The organism is Rhodopseudomonas palustris (genome assembly GCF_003591005.1).
GTDB classification, from domain to species: Bacteria; Pseudomonadota; Alphaproteobacteria; order Rhizobiales; family Xanthobacteraceae; genus Rhodopseudomonas; species Rhodopseudomonas palustris_K.
The window spans coordinates 52,958-70,389 of sequence record NZ_QYYD01000016.1 but is presented as its reverse complement, the minus strand read 5'-3'; the positions used below and the strand labels follow the sequence as shown (position 1 = coordinate 70,389).

At 64.9% G+C, this 17,432-nt stretch carries 14 protein-coding genes; 11 read left to right on the top strand and 3 right to left on the bottom strand.

Translation table 11 applies throughout. The features are described 5' to 3' along the window. Window positions 1-88 precede the first annotated feature (88 nt). Window positions 89-553 (top strand): TspO/MBR family protein, encoded by a 465-nt coding sequence (locus D4Q52_RS16225; RefSeq protein WP_119857610.1) that lies wholly within the window; start codon window positions 89-91, stop codon window positions 551-553. Window positions 554-601: 48 nt separating this feature from the next. After that, entirely contained in the window at window positions 602-871 is a 270-nt protein-coding gene (locus D4Q52_RS16220; protein WP_425328489.1) for a hypothetical protein, read from the top strand. 93 nt (window positions 872-964) lie between these two features. Here the strand turns inward: D4Q52_RS16220 and D4Q52_RS16215 are convergent, their stop codons facing one another. Further along, on the bottom strand, window positions 965-1,381 hold the full coding sequence (locus tag D4Q52_RS16215) for a c-type cytochrome (protein WP_119857608.1): 417 nt from the start codon (window positions 1,379-1,381) through the stop codon (window positions 965-967). 313 nt (window positions 1,382-1,694) lie between these two features. Between D4Q52_RS16215 and ppsR the strand changes: the two genes are divergently transcribed. Further along, window positions 1,695-3,071: a transcriptional regulator PpsR gene (gene ppsR, locus D4Q52_RS16210; RefSeq protein ID WP_119857607.1), complete on the top strand. Its 1,377-nt coding sequence runs from the start codon at window positions 1,695-1,697 to the stop codon at window positions 3,069-3,071. Continuing rightward, the gene (locus D4Q52_RS16205) at window positions 3,072-5,270 is read left to right on the top strand and encodes a GAF domain-containing protein (RefSeq protein WP_119857606.1); all 2,199 of its coding nucleotides are present in this window, start codon (window positions 3,072-3,074) and stop codon (window positions 5,268-5,270) included. 12 nt (window positions 5,271-5,282) lie between these two features. On the opposite strand, the gene D4Q52_RS16200 is transcribed toward D4Q52_RS16205, so the two are convergent. Together D4Q52_RS16200 and D4Q52_RS16195 are read right to left on the bottom strand one after the other, a co-directional pair. Beyond that, window positions 5,283-5,942 carry a heme oxygenase (biliverdin-producing) gene (locus tag D4Q52_RS16200; protein WP_119857605.1) on the bottom strand — a complete coding sequence of 220 codons (660 nt, stop codon included), beginning with the start codon at window positions 5,940-5,942 and terminating at the stop codon, window positions 5,283-5,285. A gap of 65 nt (window positions 5,943-6,007) precedes the next feature. Next, window positions 6,008-6,892 (bottom strand): cobalamin B12-binding domain-containing protein, encoded by an 885-nt coding sequence (locus tag D4Q52_RS16195; RefSeq protein ID WP_119857604.1) that lies wholly within the window; start codon window positions 6,890-6,892, stop codon window positions 6,008-6,010. 234 nt (window positions 6,893-7,126) lie between these two features. Between D4Q52_RS16195 and bchF the strand changes: the two genes are divergently transcribed. From bchF to D4Q52_RS16160, 7 genes are read left to right on the top strand one after another with little or no spacing between them, the layout of a single operon-like run. Next, window positions 7,127-7,717 (top strand): 2-vinyl bacteriochlorophyllide hydratase, encoded by a 591-nt coding sequence (bchF, locus tag D4Q52_RS16190; protein ID WP_425328488.1) that lies wholly within the window; start codon window positions 7,127-7,129, stop codon window positions 7,715-7,717. Then, window positions 7,714-9,000, top strand: a complete 1,287-nt coding sequence (locus tag D4Q52_RS16185) for a ferredoxin:protochlorophyllide reductase (ATP-dependent) subunit N (RefSeq protein WP_119857602.1) — start codon at window positions 7,714-7,716, stop codon at window positions 8,998-9,000. The genes bchF and D4Q52_RS16185 overlap by 4 nt, the downstream gene beginning before the upstream one ends. 1 nt (window position 9,001) lies before the next feature. After that, on the top strand, window positions 9,002-10,624 hold the full coding sequence (bchB, locus tag D4Q52_RS16180; RefSeq protein WP_119857601.1) for a ferredoxin:protochlorophyllide reductase (ATP-dependent) subunit B: 1,623 nt from the start codon (window positions 9,002-9,004) through the stop codon (window positions 10,622-10,624). After that, the gene (locus D4Q52_RS16175) at window positions 10,599-14,345 is read left to right on the top strand and encodes a magnesium chelatase subunit H (RefSeq protein ID WP_119857600.1); all 3,747 of its coding nucleotides are present in this window, start codon (window positions 10,599-10,601) and stop codon (window positions 14,343-14,345) included. Before bchB ends, D4Q52_RS16175 begins: the two co-directional genes overlap by 26 nt. Next, a complete protein-coding gene (gene bchL, locus D4Q52_RS16170; RefSeq protein WP_119857599.1) occupies window positions 14,342-15,280 on the top strand; it encodes a ferredoxin:protochlorophyllide reductase (ATP-dependent) iron-sulfur ATP-binding protein in 939 nt (312 codons plus the stop codon). Before D4Q52_RS16175 ends, bchL begins: the two co-directional genes overlap by 4 nt. Continuing rightward, complete coding sequence (gene bchM, locus D4Q52_RS16165; protein WP_119857598.1) at window positions 15,280-15,981, top strand: magnesium protoporphyrin IX methyltransferase; 702 nt, start codon at window positions 15,280-15,282, stop codon at window positions 15,979-15,981. The genes bchL and bchM overlap by 1 nt, the downstream gene beginning before the upstream one ends. Next, entirely contained in the window at window positions 15,978-17,411 is a 1,434-nt protein-coding gene (locus D4Q52_RS16160; protein WP_119857597.1) for a BCD family MFS transporter, read from the top strand. Before bchM ends, D4Q52_RS16160 begins: the two co-directional genes overlap by 4 nt. The last annotated feature ends 21 nt before the right edge of the window (window positions 17,412-17,432 follow it).

The following is a 17,432-nucleotide window of genomic DNA, read 5'->3' as shown; positions in this document are numbered from 1 at the left end:
TGGGTCGCCGACTCGATTCTGTTTTCTTCTTCGCCGCATCTCACCGCCAAGCGGACGCGCGAAGCGCCCAACGCCCTGAAGGTCCGACGTGAATCCGATCCTTGTTGCCTTTGCCGTCGCCATCCTGGTCGGATTGCTCGGCGGATCGCTCACCGACACCGGGCCCTGGTATCAAAGCCTGAGCAAACCGTGGTGGCAGCCGCCGGACTGGGCGTTCGGTCCGGCCTGGACGGTGATTTTTGCACTGGCGGCGATGTCCGCGGTCTACGCCTGGCGCGGCGCGACCACGCGGGCTCAACGCGAATGGGTCATCGGCATCTTCGCCGCCAACGGCTTCTTCAACGTGCTGTGGAGCATGCTGTTCTTCACCGTGCAGCGGCCGGATTGGGCGCTGCTGGAAGTGCCGCTGCTGTGGCTTTCGGTGGCGACGGGCATCGTTGTGTTTTGGCGAGGCGCACGGACGGCCAGCTACTATCTGGTGCCGTATCTGATCTGGGTCAGCTTCGCGGCCACACTGAACTGGACCGTGGTCCAGCTCAATGCGCCATTCTGATCGTCGCGGCCGCCGGTCATCTCTCACATTGAAGGGCTGGACATGTCGATGATGTCCGATCTGTTCACCAGCGGCCTGCTCGTCGATCTGATCCTCGGCTTCCTGGTGCTCGAGGCTGTCGGGATCATCGGTTACTGGGGATGGCGCAGGCGCGGCATCGCGCCCGCTGATTTCCTACCGGGGATGTGCTCGGGGGCGCTGATGCTGCTGGCGCTACGCGCTGTGCTGACTGGCGGCTCCTGGGTGCTGCCTACGGTTTGCCTCATGCTCGCGGGCGCGGCGCATCTGGTCGATGTGCTGCGGCGCTGGCGCCGTTGAGGGCGGAGATCATCATCCTCAAATGACAAGAGCTCCGATCCTCGCGGACCGGAGCTCTTGAGAACGCGCCGGCCGCAGCCGGCGACCGATGGCTTACTTCAGGGTGGCCAGATAAGCGGCGACGTCCTTGCGCTGCTGCTCGTTGGCCAGCTTGAAGGTCATCTTGGTCGAGCCGGTCGCCTTGTCGGCCTGGCCCTTGTCGGTCAGGAACTTCTTCAGATAGGCGTTCGGGTCAGCGAGATATTCGACGACGTTGGCCTGCGACCACACCAGACCGGCTTCGCCAGCGGCGTGATTCAGCGGCGAGTAGGTGAAGCCGGCCGCGGTGCCGGTCTTGCGGCCGATCACGCCGCCGAGCGCCGGGCCGACCATGTTCTTGTCTGCGCGGTGGCAGGTCTGGCACTGCTTGAACACAGCCTCGCCCTTCGCGGCGTCCTGCGCCGACGCGCCTGTCGACAGAGATCCTGCGGCAGCGGTGATGGTGACAATTGCGAGAAATTTACGGACCACGTCTCTCTCCTAGATCTCAGTCGGTTGCGCCCACGGTATCGGGGCCCAGTTCGGGCTCGACGATGGTGTATCCAAACTCCTTCTAAACTGCCCTGTAAAGGAATTCTGACACTCAGCACTCTGTCGAACTGGACGTTTGTGTCTTGTATCGCCTTGATTTCGCGCAATAAAGTTACAGACTAGGCAATTCGGCGAATTTCCTTCTTATTTAGGAGGAGCTTGCACTTGTCATTGGCACAAGGTCTGCATAATTCCACAGGGCGCGACCTTCTCCAGACGTCTCCCGACGCCGGAACCGCCTGCGAGTGGAACGATGTCTGCCAAACCAGCACAGCCTGACATCACACTGTTACTCGATATGGACGGTGTGATCCGCGACGCAAGTCTGTCGCCTGCCTTGTCGGGAGAGAGCGTCGAGGCTTGGCTCGGCAGGCCGTGGTCGGATATCGCGGGTGAGGAGGGCGGCGACAAAGTTCGCCGGATGGTCGACGATGCCCGCTCCAGTGGGATCTCGGCGTTCCGTCAGATCAATCAGCGCTTTCCGTCCGGGACCGAGATTCCGATCGAATTCACCACCATGCTGCTCGGTGATCGCACCGGCATGGTGGCAGTCGGCAAGAACCTGCAGGCGGTCACCGAACTGCATTCGCGGCTGATTGCAGCGCAGCAGACCATCGAGCGCGATTACTGGCGCCTGCGCGAGATGGAAACGCGCTATCGCCTGGTGTTCGATGCGGCCACCGAGGCGGTGGTAATCGTCTCGGCGAACGATCTCAGGATCGTCGAAGCCAATCGCGCTGCTGTGCAGGCGCTCACAGGGATCGACCGCGACAACGCGGACGTTACTGGCCGCGAGATTGTCGGTGAGATTGCTGAAGTTGATCGGGACGCTGTCCGCGAGATGCTGCTGCGCGTCCGCGATCGGGGCAAGGCGCTGAGCATTTTGGTGCATCTCGGCCGGGAGGCGCGTCCATGGATGGTGCGTGGCTCTCTGGTGTCATCGGAGCGCGGCCAGGTCTTTCTGCTGCAGTTCGCTCCCGTGACGTCCGCGCCGCGCGGCGACGACCGCGAGCCGACCGTTCTGAAAACGCTGATCGACCGCGTGCCCGACGGCTTCGTGGCGCTCGATTCGGCGGGCGTGATCCGGCACGCCAATCAGGCGTTTCTCGATCTTGTACAGATCGGCTCCAAGGGGTCGGCGATCGGCGAATCGCTCGGCCGCTGGCTGAACCAGCCCGGCGCCGATCTCGCCGCGCTCCTCTCGCACCTGCAGCGCTACAAGACGGTGCGGCTGTTCCAGACAACCATTCGCGGCGAACTCGGCAGCGAGACCGAGGTCGAGATTTCCGCCGTCGATGGCGACGACCACAACTACGTCGGCGTGCTGATCCGCAATGTGTCGCGCCGGCTTACCGGCGGAGAAAGCGATGCGCTGCGCGCGGCGCTCGGGCCGATCAGCAAGCAGCTGGGCCGCTCCTCTCTACGCAAGCTGGTAAAGAATACCGTCGGTATCGTGGAGCGCCACTACGTCAAGGAAGCGCTCGAGCTGACCAAAGGTAACCGCACCGCGACCGCCGAATTGCTCGGCTTGAGCCGACAGAGCCTCTATGCCAAGCTCGCCCGGTATGGACTCGATGACAAGGGGTCCAGCTCACAAGAGACTTCCATGGACGACGACTCCGAGGAATGATTGGCCGTTCAACCGACCATCTCGCCCGCATTCGGAACAGCGGACCTTTCCAATTGTGAGCAGGAACAGATCCACCTCGCAGGATCGATCCAGCCGCATGGTGCATTGCTGGTCGTCAGTGAGCCCGACCACCGCATCATTCAGTCCAGTGTCAATGCGGCCGAATTTCTCAACGTCGAAAAGGTCGTCGGCGTCGCCCTCGCGGATCTCGAAGGCGATCTGCTGATCCGCATCCTGCCGCATCTCGATCCGACGTCCGAAGGAACCCCGATCGCGGTGCGCTGCCGGATCGGCACGCCCGCTTTGGACTTCGATGGCCTGATCCACCGGCCGCCGGAAGGTGGCCTGATCGTCGAGCTCGAGCGCGCCGGTCCGCCGCTCGATCTGCCGACCGCCGTCGGTCAGGCGCTCGACAAGATTCGCACCTCGAATTCGGTCCGCGCACTGTGTGACGAAGCTGCCCTGCTGTTTCAGGACCGCATCGGCTACGACCGGGTGATGGTCTATCGTTTCGACGAAGAAGGCCACGGCGAAGTGTTTTCGGAGCGGCACGCTCCGGGTCTCGAATCCTATCTGGGCAACCGCTATCCGGCCTCCGATATTCCGCAAATGGCGCGAAGGCTGTACGAGCGGCAGCGCGTGCGCGTGTTGGTCGATGTCGCCTACGAGCCGGTGCCGTTGCAGCCGCGGTTGTCGCCGCTGACCGGACGCGACCTCGACATGTCGGGCTGCTTCCTGCGCTCGATGTCGCCGATCCATCTGCAGTACCTGAAGAACATGGGCGTGCGCGCCACGCTGGTGGTGTCGCTGATGGTCGGCGGCAAGCTGTGGGGGCTGGTCGCCTGCCATCACTATCAGCCGCGATTCATCCATTTCGAACTGCGTGCCGTTTGTGAGATGCTCGCCGAAGCCATCGCCACGCGTATCACCGCGCTGGAAAGTTTCGCGCAGAGCCAATCCGAATTGTTTGTTCAGCGGCTCGAACAGCGCATGATCGAGAGCATCTCGCGCGAGGGCGATTGGCGTGCGGCGATCTTCGATGTCTCTCAGTCGATCCTGCAGCCGGTGCGCGCCAGCGGCGCCGCGTTGGTCTATGAAGGGCAGGTGACCACGGTCGGCGAAGTCCCCGGCACGCACGACATTCGCGAAATCGCCGCCTGGCTGGCGCGTCAGCCGCGCGCTGCAGTGATCTCGACGTCGTCGCTGGGCATCGACGTGCAAGACTTCGCGACGCTGACGCCGGTTGCCAGCGGCATCGCTGCGGCCCCGGTGTCGAATCAACCTGGCGAATTCCTGATCTGGTTTCGTCCCGAGCGGGTCCGGACGGTTACCTGGGGTGGAGATCCGAAGAAGCCGTTCGTGATTGGCGACACTCCCGCCGATCTGTCGCCGCGTCGCTCCTTCGCCAAATGGAATCAGGTGGTGGAGGGGACGTCGGATCCCTGGACCCCGTCCGATCTTGCCGCGGTGCGAACCATCGGCCAGTCCGTCGCCGACATCGTGCTGCAATTCCGCGCGGTGCGAACGCTGATCGCTCAGGAACAGCTCGATCAGTTCTCGCGACAGGTTGCGAGCTCCGACCATCCGGTGGTGATCGCTGATGCGGCCGGCAAGATTTTGCTGATCAACACCGCTTTCACCGCGATCCTGCCGGATGGCTATCCTCCGCTGCACCGGCTCGAGGATCTCGCCTTGGCGTTCTTTGATCCGTTCGACTTCAGGCGCAATATCGCCGAGATGATCGAGCGTCAGCGCGGCTGGCGCGGCGAATTGTTGTTGCGCGAAGCGGCCGGCAAGACTCGCTCGCTGTTGGTTCGCGCCGATCCGGTGATACCATCGCGGGATCGCGCGCTCGGCTTTGTGCTGATCTTCAACGACAACGCCGCTCGTCGGGCTGCCGAAGCCGCGCGCGGCCGTTTTCAGGAAGGCATCCTCAAGAGCAGCCGAAACTCCGGCTTGCGGCTCGATACGCAATCCGATCTCGTCTACCAGAACCTGCTGTCGGCGGTGGTCGAGAACGCGCAGCTGGCGGCGCTGGAAATCACCTACGGGGTGGAGACCGGGCGGATCGCCGAAATGCTGGAAGGCGTGCGCGATTCGACGATGCGGACCGCCGAAGTGCTGCAGCATCTGATGCTACACGCCTCCCGGGCGTCCGCAGATCAAACCCCGGGCAAACCGCAGAAGACCAAGAAATAGTCCAGCGCGAAATTAGGCAGGCGGGCCCGAAAGTCGGCGCTGCACGGCGATCGACAGCGCGATGTTGCATTCGAACGCGACCGCGCCTTCGGCGATGATCGCTTCAGGGTCTGCGGCGGCCGCGCCGGCCAGCTCCAAAGCTTGGCGGTAGCCGGTCTTGAGGGCTGCGAGCTCTCCGATCGCCGAGAAGTCGTAATGGGCCAGCTCCCGCGGGCCGAGGCCGAGCGACTTCTGTAGCAGGCGTTTGACGATCTGTCCGCCATTGAGGTCGCCGAGATAGCGCGTATATGCGTGCGCGATCAGCCGGCTGCCGTCGCCCTCGGCTGCGCGCGCGATGGTCTGCGCATAAGCTTCGCCTTCCGGCAGCAGCGGCAGCTCGTCATCGGTCAACGCGGCCAAATCAGCCGCGATTGCCGGCGCTCGCGCCAGGCGATAGCGGGCCAATGGCCGCAGCATGGGATCGTCGCGATGGCGCTCGAGGCCGTCTTCGATCTGGTGATAAGCCGGCAGCAGGTTGCGCAGCAGCAGCGCATAGCCGTTCCGGCTGGCGGCGCCGCGCAGCATGTCGGCGATGAAGCCGGTTCGCTCCGCCTCGAGGTGAAGGGCTCTGGTTTGCACGTAGAGTGCGGTCACGACGCTCGGTGCGACGCTTTCCGCGGAAACTGCGGTCATTCGATCTCCTCGTCTTCAGCCTGTCTTATAGCAGAGCCGAAGCGAGGCGGCGAAGCCCGCAAGCGTCACCGTCGCCCTTTCAGCATCGGAAGCAGTGCACGAGCCAGCTGCGGCGCATGGGCGCCGTCGGTAGCACTCATGTCGGCACCCAGCAAATTGGCCAGTTCGGGGCGATTTACCAGGACCGGCCCCCCGATGATGACGCCGACCCAGCGGTTGCGGGACAGCCGCCGTACATCCTGGATCAGCCGCTTCAACTCGTCGATCCGGCGGTCGCTGGTCAACGAGAAGCCGATCAGGTCGAACCACCGATCCGTCACCAGCGATGACAATTCGCGCGGCGAACTGAACGGCCCGGTGCAGATATCCCAGCCATCGTGCCGGAAGAATTCCGCCACCATCGCCAGGCCGAAACTGTGTTGCTCACCCGGGACGGTCGTCAGCAGCACCGAACCGATGCGCTGAACGTCGTCGGCTGACGACGAAGTTTCGCCGAGGTGGCGCATGACCCGCTGCAACTTGCTGACGCCCAGCGTGACGTTGGCGAAGTCAGTGGTGTCGTCTTCCCACATCTCACCGAGCCGGCGCGCGACCGGGCCGAGCAGGTTGAGGAAGATCAAATCGATCGCCATGCCGCGCGAGATAAGATTCTCGACGTAGGCGAAAGCCGCGGCTTCGTCGGCGCTCAAGATCAGAAGCGTGAATTGCTGGACTTCGAACGGTGCAGCCGGTTCGGCCGCTTCCGGAGAGGGCGGGAAAGACATGGAGCGGAGCGCGAGACCGACGTGAGGGAGCATCTGAGTGCGGATCGAACGGGCAATCGCGTCGCTGCCGATCGGCGGCCGGTATCGCCAGATCGGCTCAGGAGGAGAGAAGTTCAAGCTCACGGGTAACGGGCGCCGGTTCACGCAGGGGCTGTGCGAGATCGAGAGCTCTTTGCGGTCGGTCATTGGATACCCCCTTGTGACCAGATAACCCGACGGGCCATGCGACCGTCAAGTTTAATTTACGTATGGTTCAGTTGACACTCGTGATGTCGGGGTCTAGCCTTTGTCGATCAGCCGCACTTAGGGAGTGGCGCGGTGGAATTCAGATCAGCATCAGATCAAGGAAATGAGGGTCTTGGTGCGATGTTGCTCGCCTCGTGCCCCCGCATATCGGTATCGCATCACCGTGATGTCGGTGTGTCAAACGTTCTTTACACCAAGGTTGTCAAAACCTTTGCTGCAACGCCCGCTTCCCGGGCGCCATCAGCCGCACGCAATTCCCAGCCTGGTCAGAGGCTTAAGATGCTCTACACGCCCGACGAGCGGGTTCGCCGCGACGCAACAAAGTGGACGTTGGTGCAAGGTATCCTTGCGCCCGTGCAGTTTCTGATCTTCCTGATCAGCCTCGGACTGGTGCTGCGTTACCTCTGGACCGGCGATGGCTACACCGTTGCGACGGCGTCCGTCGTGATCAAGACGCTGGTGCTCTACACCATCATGATCACCGGAGCGATCTGGGAGAAGGAAGTCTTTGGCTGCTACTTGTTTGCGCCGGCCTTCTTCTGGGAAGACGTCTTCAGCTTCCTCGTGCTCGCGCTGCACACCGCTTACTTGGTGATGCTGTTCGCCGGCCTTGGTGATCCGCGTCAGCAAATGCTGGTCGCCCTCGCGGCCTATGCGACCTACGTGGTCAACGCGACGCAATTCGTCCTCAAGCTGCGCGCCGCGCGCCGCGATGAGCGGCTCGCCGCCGAGGGTGCTGCTCATATCTCCGGTAGCCGCGCATGACCGTACATGTCTCCCCTTGCGCCGCGCCTGAGGTCGATCCTGTCACGCGCGAGGTTCGTACCGAGAGCGGCCAGCGCGAAGTCTTCTGCGGGCTTACCGGCATCGTCTGGCTGCATCGCAAAATTCAGGACGCCTTCTTCCTCGTGGTCGGCTCGCGCACCTGCGCGCATCTGATCCAGTCGGCCGCCGGCGTGATGATTTTCGCCGAGCCGCGGTTCGGCACGGCGATCATGGAAGAGAAAGACCTCGCCGGTCTCACCGACGCCAACGAAGAGCTCGATCGCGTGGTCACGCAACTGCTGACTCGCCGTCCCGACATCAAGCTGCTGTTCCTGGTCGGCTCGTGCCCGTCGGAAGTCATCAAGCTCGACCTGTCGCGTGCGGCGCTGCGGCTGTCGCAGCGCTTCTCGCCCGACGTTCGCATCCTGAACTATTCGGGCAGCGGCATCGAAACGACATTCACGCAAGGCGAAGACGCCTGCCTCGCATCGTTGGTTCCGGCGCTGCCGGCCGCTCAGGACGAGACCGCATCGCTGCTCGTGGTCGGCTCGCTCGCCGACGTCGTCGAAGATCAGTTCAAGCGCATGTTCGACGCGCTCGGCGTCGGCCCGGTGGCGTTCTTTCCGCCGCGCAAGTCGACCGCGCTGCCGAGCGTCGGGCCGAATACCAAGATCCTGATGGCGCAGCCATTCCTGCCGGAGACGGTTCGGGCGCTGCAGGAGCGTGGTGCCAAGCGTCTGGCCGCGCCGTTCCCGTTCGGCGTCGAGGGCACCACCGCATGGCTGCGCGCCGCGGCCGATGCATTCGGCGTCGCGGCCGCGCAGTTCGACAAAGTCACCGAGCCGAACCGGGCTCGCGCCGAGCGTGCGCTTGCGGCGTACAAGTCCGAACTCGCTGGCCGGCGCATCTTCTTCTTCCCGGACTCGCAGCTCGAAATTCCACTGGCGCGCTTCCTGGCGCGCGAGCTGTCGATGCAGCTGGTCGAAGTCGCCACGCCGTATCTGCACCGCGAGCACCTCGCCGAAGAGCTCAAGCTGTTGCCGCCCGACGTCGCGCTGACCGAGGGCCAGGACGTCGACCTGCAGCTCGACCGCTGCCGCGCGGCGCGTCCGGACATCGTGGTGTGCGGCCTTGGGCTCGCCAATCCGCTCGAGGCCGAAGGCATCACCACCAAATGGTCGATCGAACTCGTGTTCACCCCGATCCAGGGCTACGAGCAGGCGGCCGATCTCGCCGAATTGTTCGCGCGGCCGCTGGTGCGCCGCGCCAAGCTGGTGGCCTGACATGCAGCTCACCGTCTGGACTTACGAAGGACCTCCCCACGTCGGCGCGATGCGCGTCGCTACCGGCATGGACGGGCTGCACTACGTGCTGCACGCCCCGCAGGGCGACACTTACGCCGATCTGCTGTTCACCATGATCGAGCGCCGCGCCAAGCGGCCGCCGGTGACCTACACCACGTTCGCGGCGCGCGACCTCGGCAAGGACACCGCCGAACTGTTCATGACCGCGGCGCGCGATGCCTATGCGCGCTTCCAACCGCAGGCGATGATCGTCGGCGCGTCCTGCACCGGCTCGCTGATCCAGGACGATCCGGGCGGGCTCGCCAAGTCGCTCGGCTTTCCCATCCCGGTGATCCCGATCGATCTGCCGGCATATCAGCGCAAGGAGAATTGGGGCGCGTCCGAGACGTTTTATCAGCTGGTCCGCGCCATCGCCGGCCCGAAAGCGCCGGCGCCCGGCACCAAGCGTGCGAAGCGCGCGCCGGGCGTGCGCGCCACCTGCAATCTGCTCGGTCCGACCGCGCTGGGCTTCCGCCACCGCGACGACGTCGCCGAGATCACCAAGCTGCTCGGCCAGCTCGGCATCGACGTCAACGTCACCGCGCCGATGGGCGCGACGCCGGCGGATCTCGCCCGCCTCGGCGACGCCGATTTCAACGTCGTGCTGTATCCGGAGATCGCCGGGCAGGCGGCCTCGTGGCTGCACCGCATCTTCCATCAGCCGTTCACCAAGACGATCCCGATCGGCGTCTCTGCGACGCGCGAGTTCATCCGTGAAGTTGCGACCCTCGCCGGTGTCGATCCTGCGCCGGTGCTCGCCGAGGCGGCGACTCGATTGCCGTGGTACTCGCATTCGGTCGACAGTACCTACCTCACCAACAAGCGTGTCTTCATCTTCGGTGATGCCACCCACGCGATCGCCGCGGCGCGGATCGCTTCGGAAGAACTCGGCTTCAAGGTTGTCGGACTCGGCACCTACAGCCGCGAATTCGGTCGCGATCTGCGCGAAGCGGCGGCGAAGTATGGCGTCGAGGCGCTGATCACAGACGATTACCTCGAAGTCGAAGCCAAGGTGGCGGAGCTGCATCCCGAGCTGGTGCTCGGCACCCAGATGGAGCGCCACATCGCCAAGCGGCTCGGCGTGCCCTGCGCGGTGATCTCGGCGCCGGTCCACGTCCAGGACTTCCCCGCGCGCTACGCGCCGCAGATGGGGTTCGAAGGCGCTAATGTAATCTTCGATACCTGGGTCCATCCGCTGATGATGGGCCTCGAAGAGCATCTGCTGGCGATGTTCAAGGATGATTTCGAGTTCAAGGACGGCGCGTTGCCGTCCCATCTCGGCACCGGGCACGCGCCGCAAGCCGCGCCCGAAACCGCGGAGGTAGTAATTGCGCTGCCGCAAGGCGCGACGACTCTCGACGATGCAGCATCCAAATCGGCTGCTGTAAACGGTGCGGCCGCGGGGGCCGTCTGGGCTCCTGAAGCGGAAAAGGAACTGCAAAAGATTCCGTTCTTCGTTCGTGGCAAGGCCCGCCGCAACACCGAGCGGTTCGCCAACGAGAACGGCGTCGCAACCATCACCGTCGAGACATTGTACGATGCCAAAGCGCACTTCGCCCGCTGACAACACCCCGGTTCGGGTCGTCATCGTCACGCTGGACAGCCATCTGTCCGGTGCCGCCGCGCGCGCACGCAATGTGCTGCGTAAGGATTATCCCGGCCTCGAACTGACCGTGCACTCCGCAGATGAGTGGGGCAGCGACGGTCCTGCGCTCGAGCGCTGCCTCGCCGATATCGCCACCGGCGACATCATCATCGCCACCATGTTGTTCATGGACGATCACGTCCGCGCAGTGATGCCGGCGCTCGTGGCGCGCCGCACGCAGTGCGACGCCATGGTGTGTTGCATGTCGGCCGCCGAAGTCGTGAAGCTCACGCATATCGGCAAGTTCGACATGAGCGCCGAGGCGCTCGGCATGATCAACTGGCTGAAGAAGCTGCGCGGCAAAAAGCACGAAGGCAGCGCCGGCAAGGGCGAGATGAAGATGTTGCGGCAGCTGCCGAAGCTGCTGCGCTTCATCCCGGGCACCGCGCAGGACATGCGCGCCTATTTCCTGACGCTGCAATACTGGCTGGCCGGCTGCGAGCAGAACATCGCCAACATGGTGCGGCTGCTGATCGATCGCTATGCGAACGGCCCGCGCAAGGCGCTGCGCGGCGTCGCCAAGGTCGAACCGCCGATCGACTACGCGGATATCGGCGTCTATCACCCGAAGATGAAGGGCCGCATCGCCGAGACGGCCGACAAGTTGCCGGCGGGCCCCTCCGACGCAAGGGGCACGGTGGGCGTGCTGCTGCTTCGCTCGTATCTGTTGGCGGGCAATGCCGGCCATTACGATGGCATGCTGGAGGCGTTCGAGGCCAAGGGTCTCCGTGTCGTGCCAGTGTTCGCCTCGGGGCTCGATCAGCGCCCGGCGATCGAGAAGTTCTTCATCCACAACGGCCGCCCGGTGGTCGACGCGGTGGTGTCACTCACCGGCTTCTCGCTGGTCGGCGGCCCGGCCTACAACGATGCCAAGGCGGCCGAGGACATCCTGGCCGCGCTGGACGTGCCGTATCTGTCGGCGCACCCGGTGGAATTTCAAACGCTCGAGCAGTGGGCGGCGTCCGATCGCGGCCTGATGCCGGTGGAAAGCACCATCATGGTGGCGATCCCCGAGCTCGACGGTTCGTCTGGCCCGATGGTCTATGGCGGCCGCTCCGACGGTGGCGATGTTGCTTGCCCCGGCTGCGACAAGTTCTGCAAGTTCGAGCGCAGCGAAACCGGCGGCGACATGCATGTGTGCGGCGAGCGCGCCGAGATGTTGGCGTCGCGCACCGCGCGCCTGGTTGCACTCCGCCGCAGCGAGCGCAAGGATCGCAAGGTTGCGGTCGTGCTGTTCAACTTCCCGCCGAACGCGGGCAACACCGGCACGGCCGCGTTTCTGGGTGTGTTCGAGTCGCTGTTCAACACGCTGACCGCGATGAAGCGTGAGGGTTACACCGTCGAGGTGCCCGACAGCGTCGACGCGTTGCGCGAAGCGATCATCAACGGCAACGCGTCGCGGTTCGGCGCGGCCGCGAATGTCCACGCACGTGTCGCCGCCGGCGATCACGTCAAGTCGGAGCGCTGGCTGCGCGAGATCGAAGGGCAGTGGGGTCCGGCGCCCGGCAAGCATCAGAGCGACGGTTCGTCGATCTTCGTGCTCGGCGAGCGCTTCGGCAATGTCTTCGTCGGCGTGCAGCCGGCATTCGGCTACGAAGGCGACCCGATGCGGCTGTTGTTCGAGAAGGGGTTTGCGCCGACGCACGCCTTCTCGGCATTCTATCGCTGGCTCAAGCAGGACTTCGGCGCCCACGCCGTGCTGCATTTCGGCACCCACGGCGCGCTGGAATTCATGCCCGGCAAGCAGACCGGCCTGTCCGGTACCTGCTGGCCGGACCGCATGATCGGCGATTTGCCGAACTTGTATCTTTACGCGTCCAACAACCCATCCGAAGGCGCGATCGCCAAGCGCCGCTCGGCCGCGACGCTGGTCAGCTATCTGACGCCGCCGGTCGCGCATGCGGGCCTGTATCGCGGACTGCTCGAGCTGAAATCATCGCTGGAGCGTTGGCGCGGACTGACGCCGGAAGAAGACACCGAACGCGACAATCTCGCCGTGCTGGTGCAGGCACAGGCCGCCGGACTCGATCTGGTGCCGGCGGAGCCGGCCTGGACTGCGGAAGATGCGGGCGCCGCCATCGCCAAGCTCGCCGACGCGGTGCTCGAAATGGAGTACGCGCTGATCCCGCACGGCCTTCACGTCGTCGGCAACGTGCCGTCCGAAGAGGAGCGCGTCGAGACGCTGGAAGCGATCGCCGATGCGATGCACGGCAAGCGCCCCGACAAGGCGGTGCTCGAAGCGCTGGTCCGCGGCGGCCATCCCGAACATCTGTCGGGCAACGGTCCGGAAGCGCAGGCCAATCTCGACATGCTCAAAGAGCTGGCCGGGATGGACAAGCTGCTGGCCGAGGACCACGAGCTCGCCGCGATCATGCGGGCGCTCGACGGCAAGTTCATCCGGCCGGCGCCAGGCGGCGATCTACTGCGCACGCCGCAGGTGCTGCCGACCGGCCGCAATCTGCACGGCTTCGATCCGTTCCGGATCCCGTCGGCCTACGCGCTGCAGGACGGCGCCAAGCAGGCGCAGCGGCTGATCGACAAGCATATCGCCGAAGGCAACGCGCTGCCCGAGACGGTGGCGATCGTGCTGTGGGGCACGGACAACCTCAAGAACGAAGGCGCGCCGATCGGCCAGGCGCTGGCGCTGATGGGCGCGCGGCCGCGGTTCGACGGTTACGGCCGGCTCGCCGGTGCCGATCTGATTCCGCTTGTGGAGCTGGGCCGGCCGCGGATCGACGTGATCATCACCATGTCGGGCATCTTCCGCGACCTGCTGCCGTTACAGATCAAGCTTCTCGCCGAAGCCGCCTACATGGCGGCGAGTGCCGAGGAGCCGGCCGAACAGAACTTCATCCGCAAGCACTCGCTGGCCTATCAGGCCGCGCATAATTGCGACATGGAAACGGCGTCGCTGCGGGTGTTCGGCAATGCCGACGGCGCCTACGGCTCCAACGTCAACCATCTGGTCGAGAACAGCCGCTGGGAAGACGAGGACGAACTCGCCGAGACCTACACCAAGCGCAAGAGCTTCGCCTACGGTCTCAAGGGCCAGCCGGTGCAGCACGCCGATTTGTTGAAGAGCGCGCTCGCCGACGTCGATCTCGCGTACCAGAACCTCGATTCGGTCGAACTCGGCGTCACCACGGTCGATCATTATTTCGATACGCTGGGCGGCATCAGCCGCGCGGTGCGCAAGGCCAAGGGCGGGCAGGCGGCGCCGGTCTACATCGGCGACCAGACCCGCGGCGCCGGTACGGTTCGCACGCTGTCCGAGCAGGTCGCACTCGAGACCCGCACCCGCATGCTCAATCCCAAGTGGTACGAAGGCATGCTCAAGCACGGCTACGAGGGCGTGCGCCAGATCGAAGAGCACGTCACCAACACGATGGGCTGGTCGGCTACCACCGGTGAAGTCGCGCCGTGGGTCTACAAACAGCTCACCGAAACCTTCGTGCTCGATCCGGAAATGCGCGCGCGCCTGGCTGCGCTCAACCCGGTCGCGTCCGCCAAGGTCGCCAACCGGCTGATCGAAGCGCACGAACGCAACTACTGGTCTCCGGACCCGGAAATGCTCGAGGTCCTGCGCAAGGCAGGCGAAGAGCTGGAGGATCGCCTTGAAGGCGTAGGAGTGGCCGCATGAACATCCTGACTGATCCCCTCAAGCTGAAGACTTCGGGCTGCGCCGACCTCAATGCGTCGAAATGCGCCGAAGGCGACGGCGAGGGAAGCGTGCAGGTACAGCTCGACCCGAACGTCAAGATCGGCAGCGCCAAGGTGTTCTCGATCTACGGCAAGGGCGGCATCGGCAAGAGCACGACCTCGTCGAACCTGTCGGTGGCGTTCTCCAAGCTCGGCAAGCGCGTGCTCCAGATCGGCTGCGATCCGAAGCACGACTCGACCTTTACGCTGACCAAGCGGCTGATCCCGACGGTGATCGACGTGCTCGAGGAGGTGAACTTCCACTCCGAGGAGCTGCGCCCCGAAGATTTCGTGTTCGAAGGCTACAACGGCGTGATGTGCCTTGAGGCCGGTGGACCGCCGGCCGGCACCGGCTGCGGCGGCTACGTCGTCGGCCAGACCGTGAAGCTGTTGAAGGAGCATCATCTGCTCGAAGACACCGACGTGGTGATCTTCGACGTGCTCGGCGACGTGGTGTGCGGCGGCTTCGCGGCGCCGCTGCAGCACTCCGAGCGGGCGATGATCGTCGCCGCCAACGATTTCGATTCGATCTTCGCCGCCAACCGCATCGCCGCGGCGATCCAGGCGAAGTCGAAGAACTACGCCGTTCGTTTGGCGGGAGTGATTGCCAATCGCAGCCGCGAGACCGACCAGATCGACAAGTTCGGCGAGCGCACTGGTATCAAGCGCGTCGCGCATCTGCCGGACCTCGATGTCATCCGGAAGAGCCGTCTGAAAAAAATGACACTTTTTGAGATGGATCACACCGACGAAATTTTGGCTGTGCAACAAGAGTATCTTCGGCTGGCAACGGAATTGTGGGACGCCAAAGAGCCTCCCGTCCAGGGCAAGCCGCTGAAAGATCGCGACATCTTTGATCTCCTGGGATTTGATTGATGGCGTTGGGCAGCTACATCGAGCGACGCGGAGAGCTTGAGACGTACTTCGACCGCACCGCGGCCGATACGTGGGCCAAGCTGACGTCCGACGCCCCCGTCAGCGGCATCCGCGCCACCGTGCGGGCCGGCCGCGACGAGATGCGCAACACGCTGCTGTCGTGGCTGCCGGCCGACATGACCGGCACGCGGCTACTCGATGCCGGCTGCGGCACCGGCGCGCTGTCGATCGCAGCGGCGCGGCGCGGCGCGCAGGTGCTGGCGATCGATCTGTCGCCGACGCTGGTCGGCGTCGCGCGCGAGCGTCTGCCGGAGGATATCGATCCGGCCGCGATCGACTTCCGCTCCGGCGACATGCTCGATCCGGCGCTCGGCGAATTCGACTTCGTCGTCGCGATGGACTCGCTGATCCACTATCTGCCGCACGATATCTGCCGGATCCTGGCGACGCTGGCGTCGCGGACGCGGCAGTCGATGGCGGTGACCTTCGCGCCGAAGACGCCGGCGCTGGCGTTGATGCATTTCGTCGGTGGCTTCTTCCCGCGCGCAGACCGTGCGCCGGCGATCGAGCCGATCAGCGAAAAGAAGTTGCTCAAGCTGATCTCGGAAGAGCCGGCGCTGCGGCCATGGCAGCCGGGCCGGACGCATCGCGTGTCGTCCGGGTTCTACACCTCGCAGGCGCTGGAGATGGTTCGACGATGAGCCAGATGGCGGCAACGATGGCGAAAGGCTGGATGCGTCTCGGCTCGCGCTTCCTGCCGTTTGCCGACGCCGCCACCAAGGAGCTGCCGCTCGGCCGCCTGTTGCGGCTGTCGCTGTTTCAGGTTTCGGTCGGCGCTTCGGTGGTGCTGCTCAACGGCACGCTCAACCGGGTGATGATCGTCGAGCTCGGCGTTTCGACACTGCTGGTCTCGCTGATGGTGTCGCTGCCGCTGGTGTTTGCGCCATTCCGCGTGCTGATCGGCTTCAAGTCTGACAACCACCGCTCGGTGCTGGGCTGGCGCCGCGTGCCCTATATCTGGATGGGCACGCTGCTGCAATTCGGCGGTTTCGCCATCATGCCGTTCGCGCTGCTGGTGCTGTCCGGGGGCGGCGAATATCCGGCGGTCTATGGCCAGTTCGGTGCCGCCTTGGCATTCCTGCTGGTCGGCGCCGGGATGCACACGACGCAAACCGCGGGGCTTGCGCTGGCGACCGATCTGGCGCCCGAGCAATCGCGGCCGCGCGTCGTCGCGTTTCTGTACGTCATGCTGTTGGTCGGGATGACCGGCAGCGCGCTGATCTTCAGCGAACTGCTGCGCAACTTCAGCGAGCTGCAACTCATCCAGGTGATCCAGGGCGTCGCGGTCGCGCAGTTGCTGCTGAATATCGTGGCGCTGTGGAAACAGGAAGCGCGCAACCCGACACTGACCTCCGCTAGCCGCGAGCGGCCGCAGTTCAATCAGTCCTGGGCGCGCTTCCGCGCCGCCGGCGGGTCGTCGCGGATGCTGATCGCGGTCGCGCTCGGCACCGCGGGCTTTTCGATGCAGGACATCCTGCTGGAGCCGTATGGGGCCGAAGTGCTGCGGCTGTCGGTCGGCCAGACCACCGCGCTTACCGCGTTCTTCGCGCTCGGCACGCTCACCGGCTTCGGCCTCGCCGCGCGCACGCTCGGCCGCGGCGGTGATCCATATCGGCTCGCGGGCTTCGGCGCGCTGATCGGCATCTTCGCGTTCGCCGCGGTGATGTTCGCGGCGCCGGCGCAGTCGGCCCTGCTGTTCCGCATCGGCACGGCGCTGATCGGCCTCGGCGGCGGATTGTTCGCCGCCGGCACGCTGACCGCCGCGATGGCGGTGGCCTCGGACAGCGATCCCGGGCTGGCGCTCGGCACGTGGGGCGCCGTCCAGGCGACCGCTGCGGGCGGCGGCATCCTGCTCGGCGGCGGCATTCGCGACCTGGTCGCGTCGCTCGCCGACAGCGGCGCGCTCGGCGTCGCGCTGTCCGGTCCGGCGATCGGCTACGGCTTTGTCTACAACATCGAGATCGCGTTGCTGTTCGCGACGCTGGTTGCGGTCGGTCCGCTCGTGCGCACGGCACGATCGGGCGGGGCGCAGCCTGCTACCAAGTTCGGCCTTGCCGAATTTCCAGGTTAACAAAGAGGAAGGGGTCCGCTC

Excerpts from the sequence above, each read along its gene's own strand:
- ppsR (WP_119857607.1), top strand. The coding sequence starts at position 1,695 with ATGTCTGCCAAACCAGCACAGCCTGACATCACACTGTTACTCGATATG.
- D4Q52_RS16160 (WP_119857597.1), top strand. The coding sequence starts at position 15,978 with ATGAGCCAGATGGCGGCAACGATGGCGAAAGGCTGGATGCGTCTCGGC.
- bchM (WP_119857598.1), top strand. The coding sequence starts at position 15,280 with ATGGCGTTGGGCAGCTACATCGAGCGACGCGGAGAGCTTGAGACGTAC.
- D4Q52_RS16185 (WP_119857602.1), top strand. The coding sequence starts at position 7,714 with ATGACCGTACATGTCTCCCCTTGCGCCGCGCCTGAGGTCGATCCTGTC.
- D4Q52_RS16175 (WP_119857600.1), top strand. The coding sequence starts at position 10,599 with ATGCCAAAGCGCACTTCGCCCGCTGACAACACCCCGGTTCGGGTCGTC.
- D4Q52_RS16195 (WP_119857604.1), bottom strand. The coding sequence starts at position 6,892 with ATGACCGACCGCAAAGAGCTCTCGATCTCGCACAGCCCCTGCGTGAAC.
- bchL (WP_119857599.1), top strand. The coding sequence starts at position 14,342 with ATGAACATCCTGACTGATCCCCTCAAGCTGAAGACTTCGGGCTGCGCC.
- bchB (WP_119857601.1), top strand. The coding sequence starts at position 9,002 with ATGCAGCTCACCGTCTGGACTTACGAAGGACCTCCCCACGTCGGCGCG.
- D4Q52_RS16200 (WP_119857605.1), bottom strand. The coding sequence starts at position 5,942 with ATGACCGCAGTTTCCGCGGAAAGCGTCGCACCGAGCGTCGTGACCGCA.
- D4Q52_RS16220 (WP_425328489.1), top strand. The coding sequence starts at position 602 with ATGATGTCCGATCTGTTCACCAGCGGCCTGCTCGTCGATCTGATCCTC.